Raw genomic sequence first — 20,277 nt, forward strand, 5'->3', positions numbered from 1 at the left:
GGCGATTATTTTTTAGTAACAAGTTTGTCTAATTCTTTTCCGTCCAGATATTCTTCATCCTGCGAATTATACAGGCCATCCATTATATAACGGGCATCCGGGAATGCAGATAATATCTTACGTATAGTTTCTGTCTGCCCGGATTTATAAACCGGAGCATTCGTATTCCATAATTGATTGTGAATATCTTTTTCGGGGACGGAAATAAGAAGATCCTTTATATCCATCTGTTTCAACCGGGAAAGATTACCGTCCAGGTTCACTTCATCGTTCAACAACAAAGACAAAGCCGGAGCCAGAGTAAAGTTCGGACGGTTCACCTCATTTACCAGTTTCTGCAACCCCTCTATGGTATCCGGGGTACGGGAAACGGCTTGTCGCAATACCAACCGGATATTCTTTTTCGCAGCATAATCAGACAAAACCTGGAACGATTCTTTCAGGGAAGCATAGAACTGTTCCATCGTATAATTATTTTCAATGGTCCGCTGGGTAGAAATCAGCAATTCATCGGCACCCAGTATTTCCATCTTATCAATAACACGCTTCATGATATCCATGCTCTTCTGATAGAAAGGAGGATCATTATTTACGATCCTCAAATCAGGATACAGATTCAATCCGGAAGTCAAATCTACCGTTATTTTCAATTTCTGGCGTCCCAGCCAACCGGATTCATGCTTCAACGTTTCTTTTTCCTTATTATTCAGATAACGCCAGTCAATCACCACACGGTCATAATGTTCGAAGAAAGTCGGACGCGACAAAATCTCTTCCTTTACATCCGAGATATTGCGTAAAACAAGCGAACGTCCCGTAACATTCGGTACCGGGGTACTTTCCGGCATAACGGTTATATCCGCTTCATCATTCAACCGGACACGGAAAATGCGCACATTACCGCCGGCAATCGTATTGGAGGTATTTTTACCGAAGGAGGCATTTACTGCCACTTTAGGCGTATATCCAACGGCTTTCATTTCCGAACAGTCTGTCGGTAATTCTTTGATAGAAACGATCTTTTCGGTCTTTGTCCGGATGGAAAAATCCTTCGGTGTCCAATGTTCGTTGGATATCAGAACGGTATATTCGCCATTGCCTCTGGAACAGGTTACAAGGCTCAGTTCCGGGTTGGTTTCGAACAGTTGTACGGAAGAGAAAATATCTCCCATCAATGCTTTCACATGGTTTAATATCGGGTAGGGTTTATCCAGCGGCATTTCTTCCTTCACCTTGACAGGAAGTTCACATTGCGGTTGTTCGGTAACACCGTAAGGTGATGCGATAACAGTAATCTTTCCTTTTCCGGCATTCAACTCGATAGCGGCCGGCAGTTCGTTAGATTTTTGCAGAATTGTCGCAGATGCCGGATAAATCAACTCAGCCAACGTATAAGGAACACGCTCGTTTAACGACTGTCCTTTGTAAGTCACCGGACCTGAGCACACGGTCGTTTTGTTTCCGGCACGGACACCGACAATTCCGTCCGGCATGTTTTTCAGTGAACCGGCAGTGATAATCAGATGCCCGCCTTCATTCACATAAGTTTCCAGTTTATCGTTGATTTCTTTTCCCGGACGAAGCTCATCGGCAATGACCAGTACCGGATACTGCTGCAAAACCCATTGCGGCGCATCACTCATCAGACAATCGGCAATATCGCCATAAGGATTAGGGGCAATAAACCCTCTTTCATCTTTATAATAGGAAGCATCCTGATAACCGGGATATAAAATATCGAGCATCCCGTCCGTCAGATAATCCGGCAACTCATACGGCAGATTTCCCCACACTTTATAAGCCTGCCTGGAATATAGATGACGCGGGAAAGACCAGCCGGAAAAGAAATCGGTCATCAAAGCAACCGGTGTATACATCACACCCGGATCACCGTATTTATCTACCCATTTAACCGCACTTTGCTGTATCTTACCGATAGGACTCAGCTTCTTGTCGTCTATCCGCATGGACCCTTCGAAACCGACAGCCACACAATCGTACATCAAATGAGTATAGATCAACCGTTTCAGCAATCCGAGCGAGGTCCCTTTCAACGGGCCGCCACTGTTGTAGTCATCATCTATACCGGTAGCATTCGAATCGTATGTCTTATATCCCCAACGGTTCCATACGGAAGCATTTCCAAACCAGTTAACGCCATATTGCTTACCGGCTCCGCGGATAAAGGAATAATAAATCTGCGAGTTAGGCAATCCCTGGGCCGTTTCCGCCCCTATCAATGTATAAACTCCTTCTTTCAGGAAATAATGTCCAAAGTTCAGGGAGACAAGAGTTGCCATTTTATTCCCCAGCTGATCGCCCATTTCCTGGAAATGACGCTGGAAGTTAAAGTATTGTTGTTTGCGGTCTGCTCCCAACGGATACATTCGCGGAGCAAAACTACCGACATACCGGCCATCCTGTTCACCGTTATCCATACCCAGCCAACGGTCGCCCAGTTCTTTCTCGAAAAGATCGAGTACACCGTCCGGAATAACGAACTGCGTCCAATATCCGCCAGGCCCCGAACCCGGGATATATCCCCAAAGGTCAAACAGATACAGGTTTCTTTTCTTTATCTCGGCAACGACCTCTTTCAGATTATCCTGAAAAACCAGCGGATAGGAAACCCACAAAATATCCCCGAGCTTATCCTTATCCACCCACTGATCGAGTTTTTGTTTATAATCTCCGGAAAGGTCACGTAGTGCTATAAACTGAATTTTATCATGAAAGAAAGAAGCATCCGGCGATTTCACATGATGACGTTGATAATCGGGATGATGAGACGGGATCATTTGATAAGGATACAGCTTGATACTATTCTGTGCAAGCGGTCGGTCAGGATACAGTAATCCCAACAAAACAATAAGTATAAGAATCTTTTTCATAAGTATTTATTATTGTTGTTGCGTTAACAAGCCGACAACTGATAAGCCGATCATTTCTTATCGCAACAAAGATGCATTTATATTTTGAGATTATGTTACTTTTCGTTCATAAAAAAGTTAATAATCTACGAAATAGGATCTATTTATGCCCGAATGATAACAATTTACTTCAATCCGATCAGTCCGGAGAAGCCGGTAAATACTCTTTCAAAACCTGCCGGAGTTGTGCCAACGCCTTTTTCTGATACAATTTAACGGCATTCACGGAAACACCCATTTCTTCCGAAATCTCCGCATAGGTTAGATTTTTATATCGGCTAAGCTCAAAAACCCTTTTATATTGAGGAGGCAATTCTTTCACCGCTTTACCAACCCGCTCTATTAGTTCTTTGGAGAGAACATAATCGAGAGGAGATTCATCCAGTGAAAACAATGTATTCCTTTCTGCTATATTGTCATCAATTTCAATATACTCAGGTTGATTTCGTCTGAGATACGACAAACAAGCGTTATGAACAGCCCGTACCAGATAAGCCCGAATAGAAGTTGTAATGACCAACGTTTCCCTGTTCTCCCATAACCAACGGAAAACATCTCCGACAATCTCTTCGATTATGTGTTTTTCTGCGATGTAAGAACGTGCTTCATAGCAAAGAAAAACATAGTACTTTTTGAATAAGCATTCAAAAATTTTATGGTTTCCTTGTTGCAACTCCACTAATTCATCACGAGTATCCATCATAACACAATAAAGATATTGCTATAAATCCCCGTATTACTTTAAAGATCAACATAATACATACCACATAAAGTTTTAGTAAAAACCATGTGTGACTAGAAAAAACGGTCGTTTTTTTTAGTCACTATTTTTCAAGAAAATCTTTTGATTTTTATGCTGTCAATTAGATGGTATCTCACAGATTTTTAGTACTTTTAGATGTCCGAATTGATTTTGTCTGGTCAACATGAAAAATGACTAAAAAAAACGACCGTTTTTTTTAGTCACTATAGTACATATGTAAAGTGGTTAATTTTCAATAGCAATACCCAATTTATGGAATAAAAGAAATTTATTCATCCGGCATTGTCTATCACTGTTAACGAATTGGTTTATTTATAATTCGGATCCTGAACCAAAACGCCACCGGCTTTATCAATTTCACTTTGTGGTAATGGGAAATAATAGAATGCCGGCTTAAAGACCTTTACATAAGTTGGCAAAGCAGGGTCTGACGCACCATTCACAAGTTTGTCCATTAACTTCCATCGTTTCAGCTGAAAATAGCGATGACCTTCAAATACAAATTCCACACGCCATTCGTTACGAATACGTTCACGCATCTGATCTTTTGTCAGACCAGCAGGCAACTCCGGTTGTCCTGACCGTACACGCACTTTATTAACAGCATCGTAAACTTTTTGAGTCGGTCCATTTGCTTCGTTTTCAGCTTCAGCAATCATCATTAATACTTCAGCATAACGGAGAATAACAACATCTGCATCAGAGATCGTTGAATAACTTGGCATTTCTGTTGTCGGCTGAAGTAATTTCATCATACCAAAACCAGTCTGCATCTGATTTGTTATTGTAATAGGTCCATTTTCTTCATATCCTTCATCCGGGAAAAGAGCTACTCCACTGTGACAAACCGTTTCGTACAAGCGACGATCACGAATATGAACTCCATTTGCACCAGAGAATAACTTTTCTCTTTCTGCCTTATTGGCATCTGACAAAGCTCCCGTTGCTAACAAAGATTCATCGACTGTTGCAGTCAATGGAGATTCGCCCCATTTCAGACCATCTGTACACTCAAATGCATTTACCAAATCACGGGTTACTCCACATGTTGTCCACGCCCCATAATACAAGTCCATACTATGCGTAGTATTAGGAGCCAAATAACGGACAGAGAACATGATTTCAGGAGAAGCCAATTGTTGTGCAGAAATAAAGTTATCTCTCATTCTATCAGCTAACTCATACCCCTGAATACCTTCCAGCAATGTTACGATTGCACCCATTTTTGATGCATCCGCATTGCCATTGTCATCATAAGCCTCGGCCAGCATTAAACGTGCCTTGAACGCCTTCATCGCCCCCGGAGTAAAATATCCGCTCATTTGTGAATCGGAATAAGGCTTATCGGGTAAAGCAGCTATCGCCTCGTCAAAGTCCTTTATAATCTGGGCATACACTTCAGCACGGGTAGCTTTCGGCTGATACATATTTTCCGTTGTCAAAGAAGATGTTACCAAAGGAACTTCCCGATAACATTGATACAACCAAGAATAATAGTAAGCTCTCAACGCTTTGCATTGCGCCATAATAAAACTCTTGTCTGCTTCCGACATATCCGCACCCTGGTAAGTTTCCAGATTCTCCATGACCAAATGAATACGGGCAATGCCTCTGTAACAATGATCATACATATAAGAAACATATCCACCGGTATTCGGATCTAAATCACCTAATGCAATCGTTTGTGAACTACCATAAGTAGACTCATTATGCTGACAAATAGAGTTATCTGTCAGATTATCGAAACAAGCCACAATCTGTGACATAACTCCGGGCCATTCATACATCATGGAAAAACTTCCTGCCAATGCTGAATCAAAATCACTTTTCTTCTGCCAGAAAATAGACTGTGATGGTGAAGAAGGAGGATCTTTCTGTAAGAAATCACTACAAGATGTCGTAGAACCCACCAATAAAGCCGAAGCCAATATTATATTTATTACTCTTTTCATTGCATTCTACTTTTAAAATTCAACATTTAAACCAAATGAACAAATCCGGTTCTGCGGATACTGGGCTGCACGACCGTCATCATTACGTTCAGGATCCAAACCATAATATTTTGTAAATGTCAACAAATTATCTCCGGAGAAATAAACTCTGACTTTCGACATTTTTACCTTATCCGTAACAGATTTAGGCAAAGTATATCCAAAAGTCAAATTCTTCAAGCGGAAATAAGAGGCACTCTGCAAGAAATAACTGTTTGCTCTTGTATTCTTATTGCCACCCAAATTATCGTTATACAATCTCGGATGTTTTGCATTATAAGGATTTTCCTCTGTCCACATACCTTCTATATACTCACGAGTCGGAGCAGAGCCTTGGCGGAAGGGCTGCATCCCCCAATCAGTTGTATACCATTTCTTTCCGGAAACACCTTGTCCTAATAAGGATAAATCAAAACCTTTCCAACTTACACCGGCATTTACTGAATATTCAAAACCCGGGAAACGTCCGGACATCGGAATACGGTCGTCGTTATCGATTACACCGTCATTATTTTGATCCTTATATTTCAAGTCGCCCGGTAATGTATTATCATTAAACTGTTTGGGTGAATTTTTCACTTCATCTTCCGTAGCAAAAACACCGATACATTCCAACATATAATATTCATTATAAGGAAGTCCTTCTCTTCTCAGTTTGTACCCATCGATTTCTTCGGCACCAAACTGAGTCAGTTTGTTTCTTGAACGATCGAAATAGACACCAGCATTATACTGCAAACCTTTGAAAACGCCGTCTGAAATCATATTATTATAGTTAAATGCAATTTCAAAACCTTTATTTTCAACTTCTCCATTATTTACAGTCGGTGCAGAAAGTCCTAATAAATAAGACACCTGTGATGAACGTAAAATATCAGAAGTGGTTTTCTTATACCAGTCAAAAGTCATACTCAAACCATTGAATACCTGTAAATCAACACCCACATCAGTAATAGTCGTTGTTTCCCATTTAATATCACGGTTTGCATAAGCTTTTTGCTGATAACCGACTGTTTCTGTTTTCTTGTCAAACGGATAATTGGAAACACTTTCTATCATAGCCTGATAAGGATACAAACCAATATTCTGATTACCCAATTGTCCCCAAGATGCACGCAATTTGGCATTATTCAACCAAGTCAAATTCAAGTTTTTAATAAAATCTTCTTCCGTAAGACGCCAACCGGCAGAGAAAGACGGGAAGATACCCCAGCGGTTTTCAGAAGAAATACGGGAAGTACCGTCATAACGCATATTTGCTTCAAACAAATAACGTTCTTTAAAGTTATAGTTCAAACGGCCGAATACAGACTGAATAGCCCATTCTTCCTGTTTTCCCCCATTAGACCAATTTGCATTAGAACCTGCATCGATAACCGGCAGATCAAAAGCAAACTCTTTCCTATAAGCTTTTAACGTTTCATATTTCTCTGACTCCTGGTTGTAACCTGCCATAATACTAAAATTATGATCGGTATTCGGAGTTGTATAATCATATTTTAAATACGTATACAAATTCTGATAAAAACGACGTTGATCTTCCACTGTCAGACCATTACTTCCTTTATCCAGATTTCCAGTCTTCACACCTGTATGATAATCATAGACAGGTTCATCCGAACCACCCCATTCTTTTGATTTATTAGACTCCAAACGAACGGCGCCTTTTGTATGCCATGTCAAGCCTTTTGCAAGGTTCACTTCAACCCATAATTGAGCATTAATGTCAAAATTCTGGAATTTCTTTGATGTATTCGATGCAATAATGGCAGGCATATTTTTATTATGATCTTCATGCGGATAAGCAGAGCCTGTCCAACGACGCACTCCGGAACCATCATCCGGCAACCACGGCATATAAGTCGGAGCTTGTGACATCGTTGACAACAAAACATCATCCTGTCCCTGACGCGGCTGAGTACGATCTCCATACATCATACTGGTGTAAGTACCGATCTTGATGAAATCAGTAATCTGAGAAGTCAAATCTACCGTCGCATTATATTTCTGATATTCAAACCCTTTTAATGTACCCGGTTGATTTACAAAATTCAAAGCTACATTATAAGTTGTTTTCCCTGAATTTCCTGCAACGGACAAGTTATGATTCTGTACGACAGCCGTCCTGAACATATAATCGAGCCAATCGAAATTCGGATACTGGTCACTTCCTCCGCCATTTCGATATGCATCGATCTGTTCTTGTGTATAAGCTTTGCCCGTACCTGAATTTTTCTGTGCCAAATTATATAATTCCATATATTCGACAGAGTTAGTCACCAGATCATACATACGAGTCGGATTATATAAACCTACGTTCCCATGATATGAAATATGAGCTTTACCATCCCCCAGGTCCGCCCCCTGTTTAGTTGTAACAAGAATCACCCCATTCGCTGCACGAGCACCATAGATCGCAGCAGATGCAGCGTCCTTCAGTACCGAAACACTTTCAATTACACTCGGGTCCAGATTGGAAATACTACCGGGAACACCATTAATTAAAACCAACGGATCGGAACCTGCACTTGAGAAAGTACCCTGACCACGTACACGGAAAGAAGTAGACTCATCCCCCGGAGTACCCAGTCCTTGATTTACACGCAACCCAGGAACCTGCCCCTGTAACATTGTCGCCGTATTCGTTACCGGACGTTTAGACATCTCTTCACCGGTTACAGCCGTTACCGCACCTGTCAGATTCAATTTTTTCTGCGTACCGAAACCAACCACAACGACTTCATCCAAAGCCTGTGAATCTTCTTTCAAGATAACAGAGATAACCGACTTATTTCCAACCGGAATAGTTTGTTCTATATAACCTATATAGGAGATCTTCAATGTAGCTCCGTCAGGAACATCCAATGTAAAGTTTCCGTCCACATCTGTAACCGTACCGATTGTCGTTCCATCCACTACTACGTTTGCCCCGATAACAGGTTCATTATTTGCATCCAAAACACGACCAGTGATCCGTTTAGTCTGTTGCATCACTGACTCCGGTCCAACTTTTCCGGCACGAGTAATCACAATATGACGATCGTTGATTTCATACCGTACATTCCGTCCGTTAAACAACACAGCCAATACTTCATTGATCGATTTATTATCGAGAGAAACAGACACTTTTTCATCCAGATTCAGGTCTTTCACATCCAGACTGAATGAAAATTCACTTTGGCTCTTGATGGATTCAATAGCCTCACGAATCGTGGCATTTTTAAGATTTAAGGAAAGCATATGTTCAGTCGCATACGTGCTTGCACTTAATGTAAGCGTCCCGGCAACAAGAAATACACCGGCAAGATTGGCCAGACGTCCTGCTCTTGTAGCCAATAAGTCCTGAACAGATTTTCTAAATGTTTTTTTCATACTTCACTTGTTTAAGATTTAACTTTTAATTACTTAAGAAATGGGGTATCTACGGTTATTACCCCTTTTGTTAGATTTGCTTTTACTTCATTCACATTCATTTTAAAGATTAGACTTAATGTTATTTATAAATTCTAATAAGTTCCGGCTTTACCTCATATCTGAATTTATTTCCGGAGGATAATATTTCCAAAACTTTTTCGACGGTTACGTTCTCTTGAAAATCCGAATAGTAAACTATCCTCTTCAAAGATTCTTTCTCTATCCGGACAGGTATATCATACAGGCGTTGCAGTTCTTTAGCTATTTCTTCCAACGACACTTTGTCAAATATCATCGCTCCATTCCGCCAGTTCTCTATATGGCTGGCATCCACCGAATCGACTTGCATTGCCAGATCTGCCTTCCTTAATGTGAACCGCTGGTTCGGTTTCAGCACGACCGGGGCGGCATCGGCCAGAAAATTTCCGACCCTTACCGCTCCTTCTTTGAGGGTTACTTTCACCTCAGAGTCTTCTTCATAGGATTTCAGATTGAACTTTGTACCGAGTACTTTAACTGATAAATTGCCGGTATTCACCACAAAGGGTAATTCTTCATTCTTGCTTACTTCAAAATATCCTTCCCCCGATAATGCCACATTTCTTGATTCCTTCGCAAAATTTGAATCATACTTAACTTTACTTCCGGCATTTAACCAAACAACAGAGCCATCCGGGAATGTAACTTTAGATTTTGCCCCAGCAGGAACCTCTACTACATATTCTTTGTATTCCTCAACCGCTTCCACTGCCGTTTTCTCCGATTGCCATAAAAAGAATAGAGAAGAAATACCGCAGAGCAAAAAGACAATCGCCACAGCAGAAACTCTGAATGCATACTTATAGAAGTTTATCCGGTTGGATGATTTATTTTCCTTTTTAAATTTGCTGATAGCTTTTTCTACATTAAAATCATCCGCATTAGATACAATACCGCCTGCTTTCCAGACAGCAACCGCATCATGGAAATAAGTCCTGTTCTCCGGAGCCTCTTCGATCCATTGCCGTAAAGCGGCATGACCTTCAGCATCTAAAGTGCCATTCAGGAATGATTGTATGTAATTGTCTATTTGATCCATTTATTCCAATTAAAAGTATATGAGTTCCTCACTCATTTAATAAAGGCGCAGAAAAAAGGAAGGAGGGTATATGAAGCACTACTTTTTTTATAAGAAAAACGAATATCCCGCAAAAACTTGTATAAAACGAAGGCAAGATCCATTTAAAACAAGATTTAATTCGTTTTAAACGGGGATAAAGCTCGTTTTAAACGAAAAAATGTTTAACTGCATTCGGGATTTTGTCAATTTTATTTATTTGGATGATCTGTCATTGGGATAATGAAATCCAGGATATCAATATATACATTATTTTCCGTATTTTTGCAGGCAAATAATTCATAAGCATATATATAATAATGGATCATACTCCCAAAAGGATACCCTCTCCCTTACTTTCACTGGTTCCCATACTCGTTTTGGTGGCCCTTCTGTTTGTTACAATTCATACTTTTGGCAGTGATGCGCTAAGCGGAGGAAGTCAGGTGGTGTTACTTACGGCAACAGCAGTTTGCTGCCTGATTGCTATGGGATACAGCAAAGTTCGCTGGAAAGCGATCGAACTGGCGATGGTCAATAATATCTCCGGTGTGGCTACCGCGCTGATCATTCTGTTGATCATCGGTGCTTTATCCGGCAGCTGGATGATTAGCGGAGTCGTCCCGACACTGATCTATTACGGGATGCAGATCATTCATCCCAGTTTCTTTCTGGCATCAACCTGTATCATTTGTGCGATCGTATCCGTTATGACCGGCAGTTCCTGGACAACAATCGCAACCATCGGGATTGCCCTGCTGGGAATCGGGCAGGCACAGGGATTTGAAGACGGATGGATTGCAGGGGCGATTATCTCCGGTGCCTATTTCGGGGACAAGATATCTCCGCTCTCGGATACGACGGTCCTCGCCTCTTCGGTAACGGATACCCCTTTGTTCAAGCATATTAAGTATATGATGATCACGACAGTACCGTCCATGATCATTACACTGACAATCTTTACCGTAGCCGGTTTCGCACATGAAGCGACTGCGACCGACCAGATTGCCATGTATTCTGCCTCGCTGAAAGAAACTTTCCATATTTCATTATGGCTCCTGATCGTACCCATCATAACAGGGATTCTGATCGCCAAACGTATACCGTCCATCATCACCCTGTTCATTTCTGCTACATTGGCCGGCATATTCGCCTTATTTTTCCAACCCCACCTGTTACAGGAAATATCCGGCCTGCCGGTTCAGGATATGCAATCGCAGTTCAAAGGATTGATCATGACTTTCTACGGCAGTACCCAGGTCCAGACGGGGAATCCGGATTTGAATGACCTGGTTTCCACACGCGGCATGAGCGGTATGATGAATACGATATGGCTAATTATCTGCGCTATGTGTTTTGGAGGTGCCATGACGGCCAGCGGAATGTTGGGAAGCATTACTTCCGTATTTATCCGTTTTATGAAACGTACCGTCGGACTGGTTGCTTCAACAGTTGCCTCCGGCCTGTTTCTGAACATCTGCACTGCCGACCAATATATCTCCATCATCCTGACCGGTAACATGTTCAAGGATATTTACCAGAAAAAAGGATATGAGAGCCGTTTGTTAAGCCGCACGACAGAAGATGCGGTGACTGTCACCTCTGTTCTTATCCCCTGGAATACTTGTGGTATGACACAGGCAACCATCCTGGGTGTCGCCACATTCACATATTTACCTTATTGTTTCTTTAATCTAATCAGCCCGTTAATGAGCATCACAGTTGCTGCCATCGGGTTTAAAATCAAACGGATAAATGAAAAAGCTGAAAGTATCGCTACTGACTAAAGTAGTCATTGCCATTGCTGCCGGTGTATTATTCGGCCAGTTTCTACCGAATGGTATCGCACGTATCTTTGTGACCTTCAATTCGTTGTTCGGCAACTTCCTGTCGTTCTCCATCCCCCTTATCATCCTGGGGCTGGTAACGCCTGCTATCGGCGATTTAGGGAAAGGTGCCGGAAAACTACTGGCCATTACGGCTTTGATAGCTTACGGCTCGACTATATTTTCAGGCTTCTTTACCTTTTTCAGCAGTTCGGCGATCTTTCCTCATATCCTGCCGGCCAATGCGGAGTTGACAGCCATGGATAACCCGGAAGATTTCATGCTGACGCCCTACTTTACGGTAGCCATGCCGCCTCTGATGGATGTAATGACGGCCCTGCTCCTATCATTCACAATCGGTCTGGGACTGTCCTATATCAGCGGCAATACACTGCGGGAGGCATTTAATGACTTCCAGAAAATTATCACCATATTGATCGAAGCGGTAATCATCCCGTTGCTTCCCCTGCATATTTTCGGTATTTTCCTGAATATGACAGTCAGCGGCCAGGTAATGAGTATCATAACGATGTTCCTGAAAGTGATCATTGTGATATTCGTGCTCCACGTGTTGCTTTTGCTCATCCAGTTTACGGTAGCCGGAAGTATCAGCGGCAGGAATCCGTTCCGGCTGTTAAAGAATATGCTGCCGGCTTATGCCACCGCATTAGGGACTCAATCGTCTGCCGCCACTATTCCCGTGACACTTGCCCAGACGGTAAAGAACGGTGTCCGCGAGGCAATTGCTATTTTTGTCGTGCCTCTCTGCGCGACCATCCATCTTTCCGGAAGTACGATGAAGATCACGGCCTGCGCTATGGCGATCATGTACATGGCCGGAGAACCGGTCACCTTTGCCGGAATGGCGGGGTTCATCATGATGCTGGGTATAACGATGGTAGCCGCACCGGGAGTTCCGGGAGGAGCGATCATGGCAGCATTGGGATTGCTACAAAGTATGCTCGGTTTCAATGAGACATTGCAGGCGCTGATGATCGCACTTTACATTGCAATGGATAGTTTCGGAACAGCCTGCAATGTAACCGGAGACGGTGCCATTGCGATTGTTGTAGATAAGATTGCCGGAAAACAACAGACTTCGCCCGACATCACCGAATAGTTTTTCAGGAGACATCACATTATTCATTGAAAGTCTTCCCAATGAATAATAAAAAAGAGGTACGTCTATTTTGATTTAGACGTACCTCTAAATTCATTTACACCTACCTCTAAATCGAATTAGACCTAGGTGTATCCGAAAAACCTTTATAATAATTCCTGTAAAGTATTTACACCTTTTTCCCGCATCATTGTAATAGCGATATGTGCACAGGCATAGGCATCCGCCATTGCATGATGGTGATTCTTCAAGTCATATCCGCAATAGGCAGCCACAGTATGTAGCTGATGGTTCACCAGAAAAGGATACATTTTTCGTGACAGCCGGCAGGTACAATAGAACTGATATTTGGGATAGGCCAGTTCGTAGGCCATATGTGCAGCTTTCAGGCATCCTTCATCGAAAGGGCTGTTATGGGCAACCAGTGGCAAATCGGCAACCTTCGGCGCAATTTTCGCCCAGACTTCTTCAAAGTCAGGTGCCTCATTCGTATCTTCCGGTGTCAGTCCGTGAACAGCCGTTGTCCACTGAGTATAATAGTTAGGATACGGGCGGATCAGGCTATACACCTGATCGATCACATGATTATCTTCCATAATGACAATCCCGACACTGCATACACTACTGCGTTTCCCATTGGCGGTCTCAAAATCTATTGCGGCAAAGCGTTCCATATTCCTTGTTTCTTTATCTGGCAAAGATAATAATATAACGTGAATTACTTTTCTTTATGAAAGGCACCTATTTCTTTCCACACAATGTTTCTTGATTTTATTAGAGACAAAAAGGAGATTTATCTCCGGCTTCATCGGGATAATCTCCTTTTTTAATTTTCCGTATAGGGACAACAATAGATAATCTGTTTATTTTGCGATTAATGTTATCTGATCAACCATCTTTCCTTCCAGATCCATTACTTTTAATTCCAGCTTATTATCTTTCGTAACACCTTTTACCACTGTTTTGTGGGCATTGTCTATTACAGGAAACTTCACAGAAGATGTCGGCTTATTATTAAAATAATGATGTAAATGGCCACTCAGCATGACATCGACATTTGCATTATTCAGAACAGGGACAAATTTTTCCAGGACCTCTTTTTGTCCATGCCATAACCTTTTGTCAGGCAACGGAGGCATATGTGCAATAACCACTCTGTATTTTGCCTCTGTAAAATCTTTTGATTTTACAGCTTCTACCAACCATTTAGCCTGTTCCGTCCGATAATTATCATAATCAGTTATGCCACTATATTCAATATCCGAATCCGGTTTATCTTCACCTGTATCCAGGAAAATATAACAGATCGGACCCTGGCGAAGCAGGAAATACAAATGCGGCTCCTTCGGTGAGAAATAATGCTGGAAGAAAGTTGCGAAAATACCGCGGGTTTCATGATTTCCACGGGCATAATACATAGGCGTTTCCTTGGCAAACATATCGATCGATACATCCATGAAACCAGTAAACAATTCTTCTTCATTTTTCAACTGACTCAACATATCCCCATTGAAAATCACCATATCCGTATTTTTATAATCAGCCACCTTCAATAATTGAGGAATATCATCCGTACGACCGTGAATATCATTAATCATAACAAAGGATGTCTCCGGTTTATTCCGGTCATTGGTTGTAAAGATTAATGGTTCAGCTCCATAAACATCAGTCGCAGCAACCTTACCATACATAACTTCCACCCCCTGGTGATCCAGTACTTCCTGCGAATATACCCGGTAACGGTATTTTGTACCGGGAGTCAAACCGGTTATTTTCACAGCATGCAATAACGATGTATTTTTTACTCCATTAGTCGAGTCAAAATATTTCGGCCGTTCCTGTTGATAATAATCACTATTGTCATCCGGTGCCAGTTCTACCCATCCGACAGACGGCTTGCCTACCATCCATACAACCGTTACTTCCGTTTCCTTCAAATTTTGAAGATACGGACCATGCTTTATTGTAATACGATCTTGTGCAAAACCAAGCACAGAAATACAGATACAGATCAAACTTAAAAATAGCCTTTTCATATACTTATTATTATTCATATCCTTCATTCTGTTTTAAATTCGGGTTCTTATCCAATTCGGCCTGTGGAAATGGCAAATAACGGTTGTATGGACGGAACACCCGATCTTCAATCTTACGCAACGACTCATTTTCTGCTGTCGGAGCAGAAATAGTTGCTCGTAAGTCACGGTCAGGTTCATTTACATTTACAGTACCTATCATACGATACAATGTGCCGTTCATAAGCGTTTCTGCCAGCATTTTTCCATTCTGGTCTTTCCAGCGCAATAAGTCAGCTCTGCGCAAACCCTCTCCTGCCATTTCAATACAACGTTCGCGACGAACCAGTTCACGGAGTTTTTCCTGCGTATTATATTTCGCCCTGTCAACAGCGACATGGCCACAGCGTGCTCTAAGCTGGTCGAGTATATCATAAACTTCTGTTGTATTCTCATTCTTTTCTACGTTAATTTCTGCAATTGTCAGCAAGACTTCCGCATAACGGAAAAGGATCGGACACGTATTTTCATTTCCTAATGATGCCGAATACTGAGACAGCGGAACTGTATATTTGGCCCAGATCATACCGGTTCTTGATGAATTATCAGCGGCATCCATATAGTCGGCATTCAAACTGCCATCAATACTTTTATCCAAGGTATTAATAACCCGCTGTTTTCCGTCGGAACCGACCCAATCCATACCTGGATACAGGATCGTCAAAGCCAAACGGGGATCCCTGTTTGCAAAAGGATGCACAGGATCATAACCAGAGCCTTCTTCTTCCGGACGTAACCCGGATTTCATTTCATACATATCAACCAGATTCTGGGTAGGAACCATTGAAGCCCAACCTCCGTCCTGATTATTAAACATACGGATCATATTGGAAAATGCATAGGTATTGCTAACATGCTGCATGGCATAAATAATCTCTTTCGATCCCTGTCCTTTAATACTGAACATTTCCTGAAAATTAGGATCCAGTTCATATTGGTTCAGATTCTGGATCGAACGAGCAGCACTCATAGCCAGGTCAAGATCGCCCCAATACAAGGCTGCACGCATTTTGATTGCCAAAGCCGTTCCTTTGGCAATACGTCCACGCTGTGACGGTTTATCTTTCAGGTCGGATATAGCAGCATCCAGTTCGCCATAAATAAACTTTTTCACAGTCTCTTCAGAAGCACGTTCAACCTGTGCTTCTGAAGATGTTTGAGGCAGGTCGGTAATCAATGGAACACCTCCATACCAAAAGTTCATATGAAAATAACGGTATGCCCGGATCGTACGAACCTGGGCAAACAAGTCTTTCTTTTCTGCCTCATCTGCAAAAGCCACACTCTCTGCATTTTCCAGAAAAGTATTACACCGACGGATCGTTTCATAATTATAGTAAGTCACAGTCGCAGCCTGCGTCATTGCTCCGTTGCCTGTCACTTTCAGAGAACTTGTATTACTATAATTAAATCCAATATCAGAAAGGCAATCGGCATAGAGAATATCTGTAGAGCCATTTTTCGCCTCATTCCATTTATCATAACATGCAGTAGCTGCACTATAGACGTCATCTTCTGTTTGCCAGAAAGTAGAAGGAGATAGTTGATCGTACGGTTTCGTATCGAAAAAATCATCACATGAGCTCAATGCAACTCCACATGCGACCAAAGAAAGAGAAAGATATTTTAATAATTTCATAATTCCTGTATATTAGAAGGTTATATTTATTCCAATTGAATTTGTACATACCTGCGGATAATGAGAACCACGACCAGAAGGAGCTTCCGGATCAATATTAACCGGCAGGTTATCAAACTTAAACAAGTTTTCACCTGAATAATAAATCTTGGCACGTGAAACGCCAATTCCTTTCAACCAGTTATCCGGCAGATTATATCCGAACTGAATGTTTTTGACACGTAAATAATTTGTCTTAAAGATCCAGAATGTAGAATAGTTACTCGGTCTACTGCTGGTTCGGTCAGACTCCGCAACACGCGGGAAAGTTCCATTCGGATTTTCAGGCGACCAGGCATCAAACCAGGCTGTCGAAGGATGTGAACTATCTCCTGTAAATTCACCAAATACTTCATTGTTAAAATAACGTGACACACCACAGGCTCCCTGCATAAATACCGACAGATCAAAATTTTTCCAGGAAGCAGATAAATTGAGACCGAAAGTAACATTCGGCTGCTCTGAGCCGGAGACATCACGGTCGGCTGAAGTTAGCTTACCGTCTCCATTGACATCTTTGTATTTAATATCACCGGCTTTAAATGCATTACCAAACGGATTACCGTATTTTTCAGTATAAGCATCAGCCTCTTCCTGACTTCTAAATAAGCCGTCAGCAACATAACCATAAAATGATTTATAGGCAGAGCCTACCCGATTGATAAAATAGTTATTATTTTTATCCAACATCTCATTGACACCGCCCAAATTCAGAATTTCATTTTTATTCACAGCCATATTCCCTGTTGCTGAGAATTTCCAGTCATTCCATTGTTTACGAAAAGCAGCCGTCACTTCAAAACCTGAATTGCGCATGGCTCCCACATTATCTTTATACGGATCTAATCCAAAACTACCGGGAACAGGCACATCCATAATAATACCAGTTGTTTTACGATTGTAATAATCGACTGTAAAATCCAGACAAGAAAGTACGCTCAAATCAAATCCGATACCCCAGTTTGACGACTTTTCCCAGGAAATGGTAGATAATTTCTGAGCTTTCTGCATAATACCAGTGTTTACATTTCCGTCAAAAGGATAGTTCCCCCCACTACTTGAACCAATCGCATAAGTTATTAACCAAGGATAATAATCATCCAATGCTTCCTGGTTTCCAAGCTGGCCCCATGATGCACGGACTTTCAGTGATTGCATCCAGTCACTGGCTCCTTCCATGAAACCTTCTTCAGACAAACGCCATCCGGCAGAAAGAGATGGAAAATATCCCCAACGGTTATCCGGACTGAAACGGGAAGAAGCATCCGCCCTGAAATTCGCCTCGAACAAGTATTTTCCTGCATAGTCATAATTGATACGTCCAAAATAAGACATCATAGCCAATTCACGGGAATAACCTTCGTTTGTCTGGGTTGATTGGGTACCGGCATTAATATCCGTCATATCATTATTCGGAAAACTCTGACGATAAGCCTTCGTATACTTATAATTATATTTTTCAATACGATAGCCTGCCATTGCTTTCAGGTTATGATTCCCGAAACTTTTGTCATAATTGACCAACAGATCCAATGAAGTACGGTCCCATAGGTAAGTACGTTCATCCAATGAGTTGGGACCATGATATTTGATCGTATTATATTGAATATCCTTGACAAATTCTTTTCTATCCTGAACATCGGATACATATGCTCCCTGCGCTGTAAATTTCAGACCTTTCATTATGTTATAATCAACAGCCAGGATACCAGAGAAATTCTGATTGTTACGATTCAATGTCTGATCCAGATCCAGCCAGGCTACAGGATTTCCATCACCGATGGTTCCATATGTTCCATCTTCATTCTTATAAGGTATCCAGGGAGCGATACGATTCAACTGACGGATAATCTGGTCAGAACCACCTCCTACATACGAGTTCGTCGGGTCTGCATAATCGTTATGAATAAACGACATATTCGCACGCACATTAATATGATCCGATAATTTGGCATCCAAATTGGTACGCATATTGAACTGCTCACGGTTACTGTGTTTCATAATACCATTTTGATTCAGGTAACCGACAGAAGCCATATACTTTATATTCTCCGAACCACCTGACAGGTTGATATTATGTTGATGCATAAAGCCGTTTCCCGCGAAACCCAAATCATTCCAATCGGTATCAGGATGTCCGTAAGGATCGCTGCCGTCACGAAACAACTTAATATCTTCTTCAGTAAAGCGGGGGGCTTTACCACTTGACTCCAATGCTTTATTGTAATAAGTTGCAGCATCAGCTGAGTTCATTCTTTCGATAAAACCAGTTGCTGTCTGCCAACCGAAAGTAGCATTATAAGAAACAACAGGACGCCCGGAAACACCACGCTTTGTTGTAATCAGAATTACCCCATTGGCTGCTTTCGAACCATAAATTGCAGCAGAAGCCGCATCTTTCAGTACAGAAATAGACTCAATATCATTCGGATCAATCTGATTCATAGAACCGGACTCTATTCCATCGATCAATATATAGGGATCTGAATTGTTTAATGTACCCGTACCACGTACACGGATACTGGTGTTATCACTGGAACCCGGACGACCCTGACCGGATGTAATGGTCAGACCGGGAACGATTCCCTGGATACCGGATGCAACCGATGTAATAGGACGTTGTACCAGTTCCTGACTGGAAATAGAAGCAACAGATCCCGTCAGATTAACTTTTTTCTGAGCACCGTATCCAACAACGATAATTTCTTCCAGCTTCTGTGTATCTTCCATCAATTTAATATTGAATGTTGATAGGTTGCCTACTGAAACAAATTGTTCTGTATAACCAATATAAGAAATACTTAAGGTTGAACCGGCAGACACATTCAATGTAAAATTACCATCCAAATCAGTTACTGTACCGTTTGTTGTTCCTTTTTCCACCACATTTGCCCCAATAACAGGTTCGCCGGCAGCATCGACAACGGTCCCTTTTACAGTCCGATTCTCTTGCTTCTGAGTAACAGATGTTGCTTTCAATGTCAGCACAATCAGGTTTTCCTTTTCTTTTTTATAGGTGATATCCGTACCAGACAATAGTTTATCCAATACATCTTCTATCGGAGCATCCTTTACCGACAGAGACACTACTTTATCCAGACTGAATAAATCTTCATTATAGAAAAACTGATAATTACCTGAACGTTCGATTGCTTTCAAAGCCTGACGTAAAGTTTGTTTTTGTATACTTATCGATATCTGCCCCAAAAGGGAAGGAGATATAAACAATATTAATAAAACTAATCTAACCCAGCTAAATTGCCGTTTTTTAAGGACATAAATAGTCCTACTAATTAAATAATTCATAAATTTGTAGAGATTAAAGGTATTTATTAATTGCACTTGTTATTTGCGAGATACCGAAGTGCGGTTTATAAATTACAG

11 protein-coding genes are annotated in these 20,277 nt (G+C 41.5%); 2 read left to right on the forward strand and 9 right to left on the reverse strand.

From position 1 onward, the window contains the following. Positions 1 to 5 precede the first annotated feature (5 nt). From HMPREF1535_RS06590 to HMPREF1535_RS06610, 5 genes are all read right to left on the reverse strand, one after another. The gene (locus tag HMPREF1535_RS06590) at positions 6 to 2,891 is read right to left on the reverse strand and encodes a TIM barrel protein (RefSeq protein ID WP_046145645.1); all 2,886 of its coding nucleotides are present in this window, start codon (positions 2,889 to 2,891) and stop codon (positions 6 to 8) included. A 178-nt stretch (positions 2,892 to 3,069) separates the two neighbouring features. Next, a complete protein-coding gene (locus HMPREF1535_RS06595; protein ID WP_007655833.1) occupies positions 3,070 to 3,633 on the reverse strand; it encodes an RNA polymerase sigma-70 factor in 564 nt (187 codons plus the stop codon). Positions 3,634 to 4,001: 368 nt separating this feature from the next. Then, the gene (locus HMPREF1535_RS06600) at positions 4,002 to 5,645 is read right to left on the reverse strand and encodes a RagB/SusD family nutrient uptake outer membrane protein (protein WP_046145646.1); all 1,644 of its coding nucleotides are present in this window, start codon (positions 5,643 to 5,645) and stop codon (positions 4,002 to 4,004) included. Between the two features lie 12 nt (positions 5,646 to 5,657). Further along, on the reverse strand, positions 5,658 to 9,056 hold the full coding sequence (locus HMPREF1535_RS06605; protein WP_010801437.1) for a TonB-dependent receptor: 3,399 nt from the start codon (positions 9,054 to 9,056) through the stop codon (positions 5,658 to 5,660). A 121-nt stretch (positions 9,057 to 9,177) separates the two neighbouring features. Beyond that, a complete protein-coding gene (locus HMPREF1535_RS06610; protein WP_046145647.1) occupies positions 9,178 to 10,176 on the reverse strand; it encodes a FecR family protein in 999 nt (332 codons plus the stop codon). Between the two features lie 338 nt (positions 10,177 to 10,514). Here HMPREF1535_RS06610 and nhaC point away from each other — a divergent pair, with 338 nt between their 5' ends. Both nhaC and HMPREF1535_RS06620 read left to right on the forward strand, forming a co-directional pair. After that, positions 10,515 to 11,981: a Na+/H+ antiporter NhaC gene (gene nhaC / locus HMPREF1535_RS06615; RefSeq protein WP_046145648.1), complete on the forward strand. Its 1,467-nt coding sequence runs from the start codon at positions 10,515 to 10,517 to the stop codon at positions 11,979 to 11,981. Continuing rightward, positions 11,950 to 13,140 (forward strand): dicarboxylate/amino acid:cation symporter, encoded by a 1,191-nt coding sequence (locus HMPREF1535_RS06620; protein WP_046145649.1) that lies wholly within the window; start codon positions 11,950 to 11,952, stop codon positions 13,138 to 13,140. Before nhaC ends, HMPREF1535_RS06620 begins: the two co-directional genes overlap by 32 nt. 146 nt (positions 13,141 to 13,286) lie before the next feature. Here HMPREF1535_RS06620 and HMPREF1535_RS06625 read toward each other — a convergent pair whose 3' ends face one another. The 4 genes from HMPREF1535_RS06625 to HMPREF1535_RS06640 form a co-directional block, all read right to left on the reverse strand. Next, positions 13,287 to 13,814: a 3'-5' exonuclease gene (locus HMPREF1535_RS06625; protein WP_046145650.1), complete on the reverse strand. Its 528-nt coding sequence runs from the start codon at positions 13,812 to 13,814 to the stop codon at positions 13,287 to 13,289. A gap of 189 nt (positions 13,815 to 14,003) precedes the next feature. Continuing rightward, positions 14,004 to 15,176, reverse strand: coding sequence for a purple acid phosphatase family protein (locus HMPREF1535_RS06630; protein WP_046146444.1), 1,173 nt, complete (start codon positions 15,174 to 15,176; stop codon positions 14,004 to 14,006). A gap of 10 nt (positions 15,177 to 15,186) precedes the next feature. Then, positions 15,187 to 16,854: a RagB/SusD family nutrient uptake outer membrane protein gene (locus HMPREF1535_RS06635; protein ID WP_087880765.1), complete on the reverse strand. Its 1,668-nt coding sequence runs from the start codon at positions 16,852 to 16,854 to the stop codon at positions 15,187 to 15,189. Positions 16,855 to 16,866: 12 nt separating this feature from the next. After that, positions 16,867 to 20,052 (reverse strand): SusC/RagA family TonB-linked outer membrane protein, encoded by a 3,186-nt coding sequence (locus HMPREF1535_RS06640; protein ID WP_224263707.1) that lies wholly within the window; start codon positions 20,050 to 20,052, stop codon positions 16,867 to 16,869. Positions 20,053 to 20,277 lie beyond the last annotated feature (225 nt).

It is taken from the genome of Parabacteroides goldsteinii DSM 19448 = WAL 12034 (assembly GCF_000969835.1).
In the GTDB taxonomy this organism is placed as follows: Bacteria; Bacteroidota; Bacteroidia; order Bacteroidales; family Tannerellaceae; genus Parabacteroides; species Parabacteroides goldsteinii.

Bases quoted from the DNA above. Each gene is read 5' to 3' on its own strand.
- HMPREF1535_RS06590 (WP_046145645.1), bottom strand. From the start codon at position 2,891: ATGAAAAAGATTCTTATACTTATTGTTTTGTTGGGATTACTGTATCCT.
- HMPREF1535_RS06595 (WP_007655833.1), bottom strand. From the start codon at position 3,633: ATGATGGATACTCGTGATGAATTAGTGGAGTTGCAACAAGGAAACCAT.
- HMPREF1535_RS06600 (WP_046145646.1), bottom strand. From the start codon at position 5,645: ATGAAAAGAGTAATAAATATAATATTGGCTTCGGCTTTATTGGTGGGT.
- HMPREF1535_RS06605 (WP_010801437.1), bottom strand. From the start codon at position 9,056: ATGAAAAAAACATTTAGAAAATCTGTTCAGGACTTATTGGCTACAAGA.
- HMPREF1535_RS06610 (WP_046145647.1), bottom strand. From the start codon at position 10,176: ATGGATCAAATAGACAATTACATACAATCATTCCTGAATGGCACTTTA.
- nhaC (WP_046145648.1), top strand. From the start codon at position 10,515: ATGGATCATACTCCCAAAAGGATACCCTCTCCCTTACTTTCACTGGTT.
- HMPREF1535_RS06620 (WP_046145649.1), top strand. From the start codon at position 11,950: ATGAAAAAGCTGAAAGTATCGCTACTGACTAAAGTAGTCATTGCCATT.
- HMPREF1535_RS06625 (WP_046145650.1), bottom strand. From the start codon at position 13,814: ATGGAACGCTTTGCCGCAATAGATTTTGAGACCGCCAATGGGAAACGC.
- HMPREF1535_RS06630 (WP_046146444.1), bottom strand. From the start codon at position 15,176: ATGAAAAGGCTATTTTTAAGTTTGATCTGTATCTGTATTTCTGTGCTT.
- HMPREF1535_RS06635 (WP_087880765.1), bottom strand. From the start codon at position 16,854: ATGAAATTATTAAAATATCTTTCTCTTTCTTTGGTCGCATGTGGAGTT.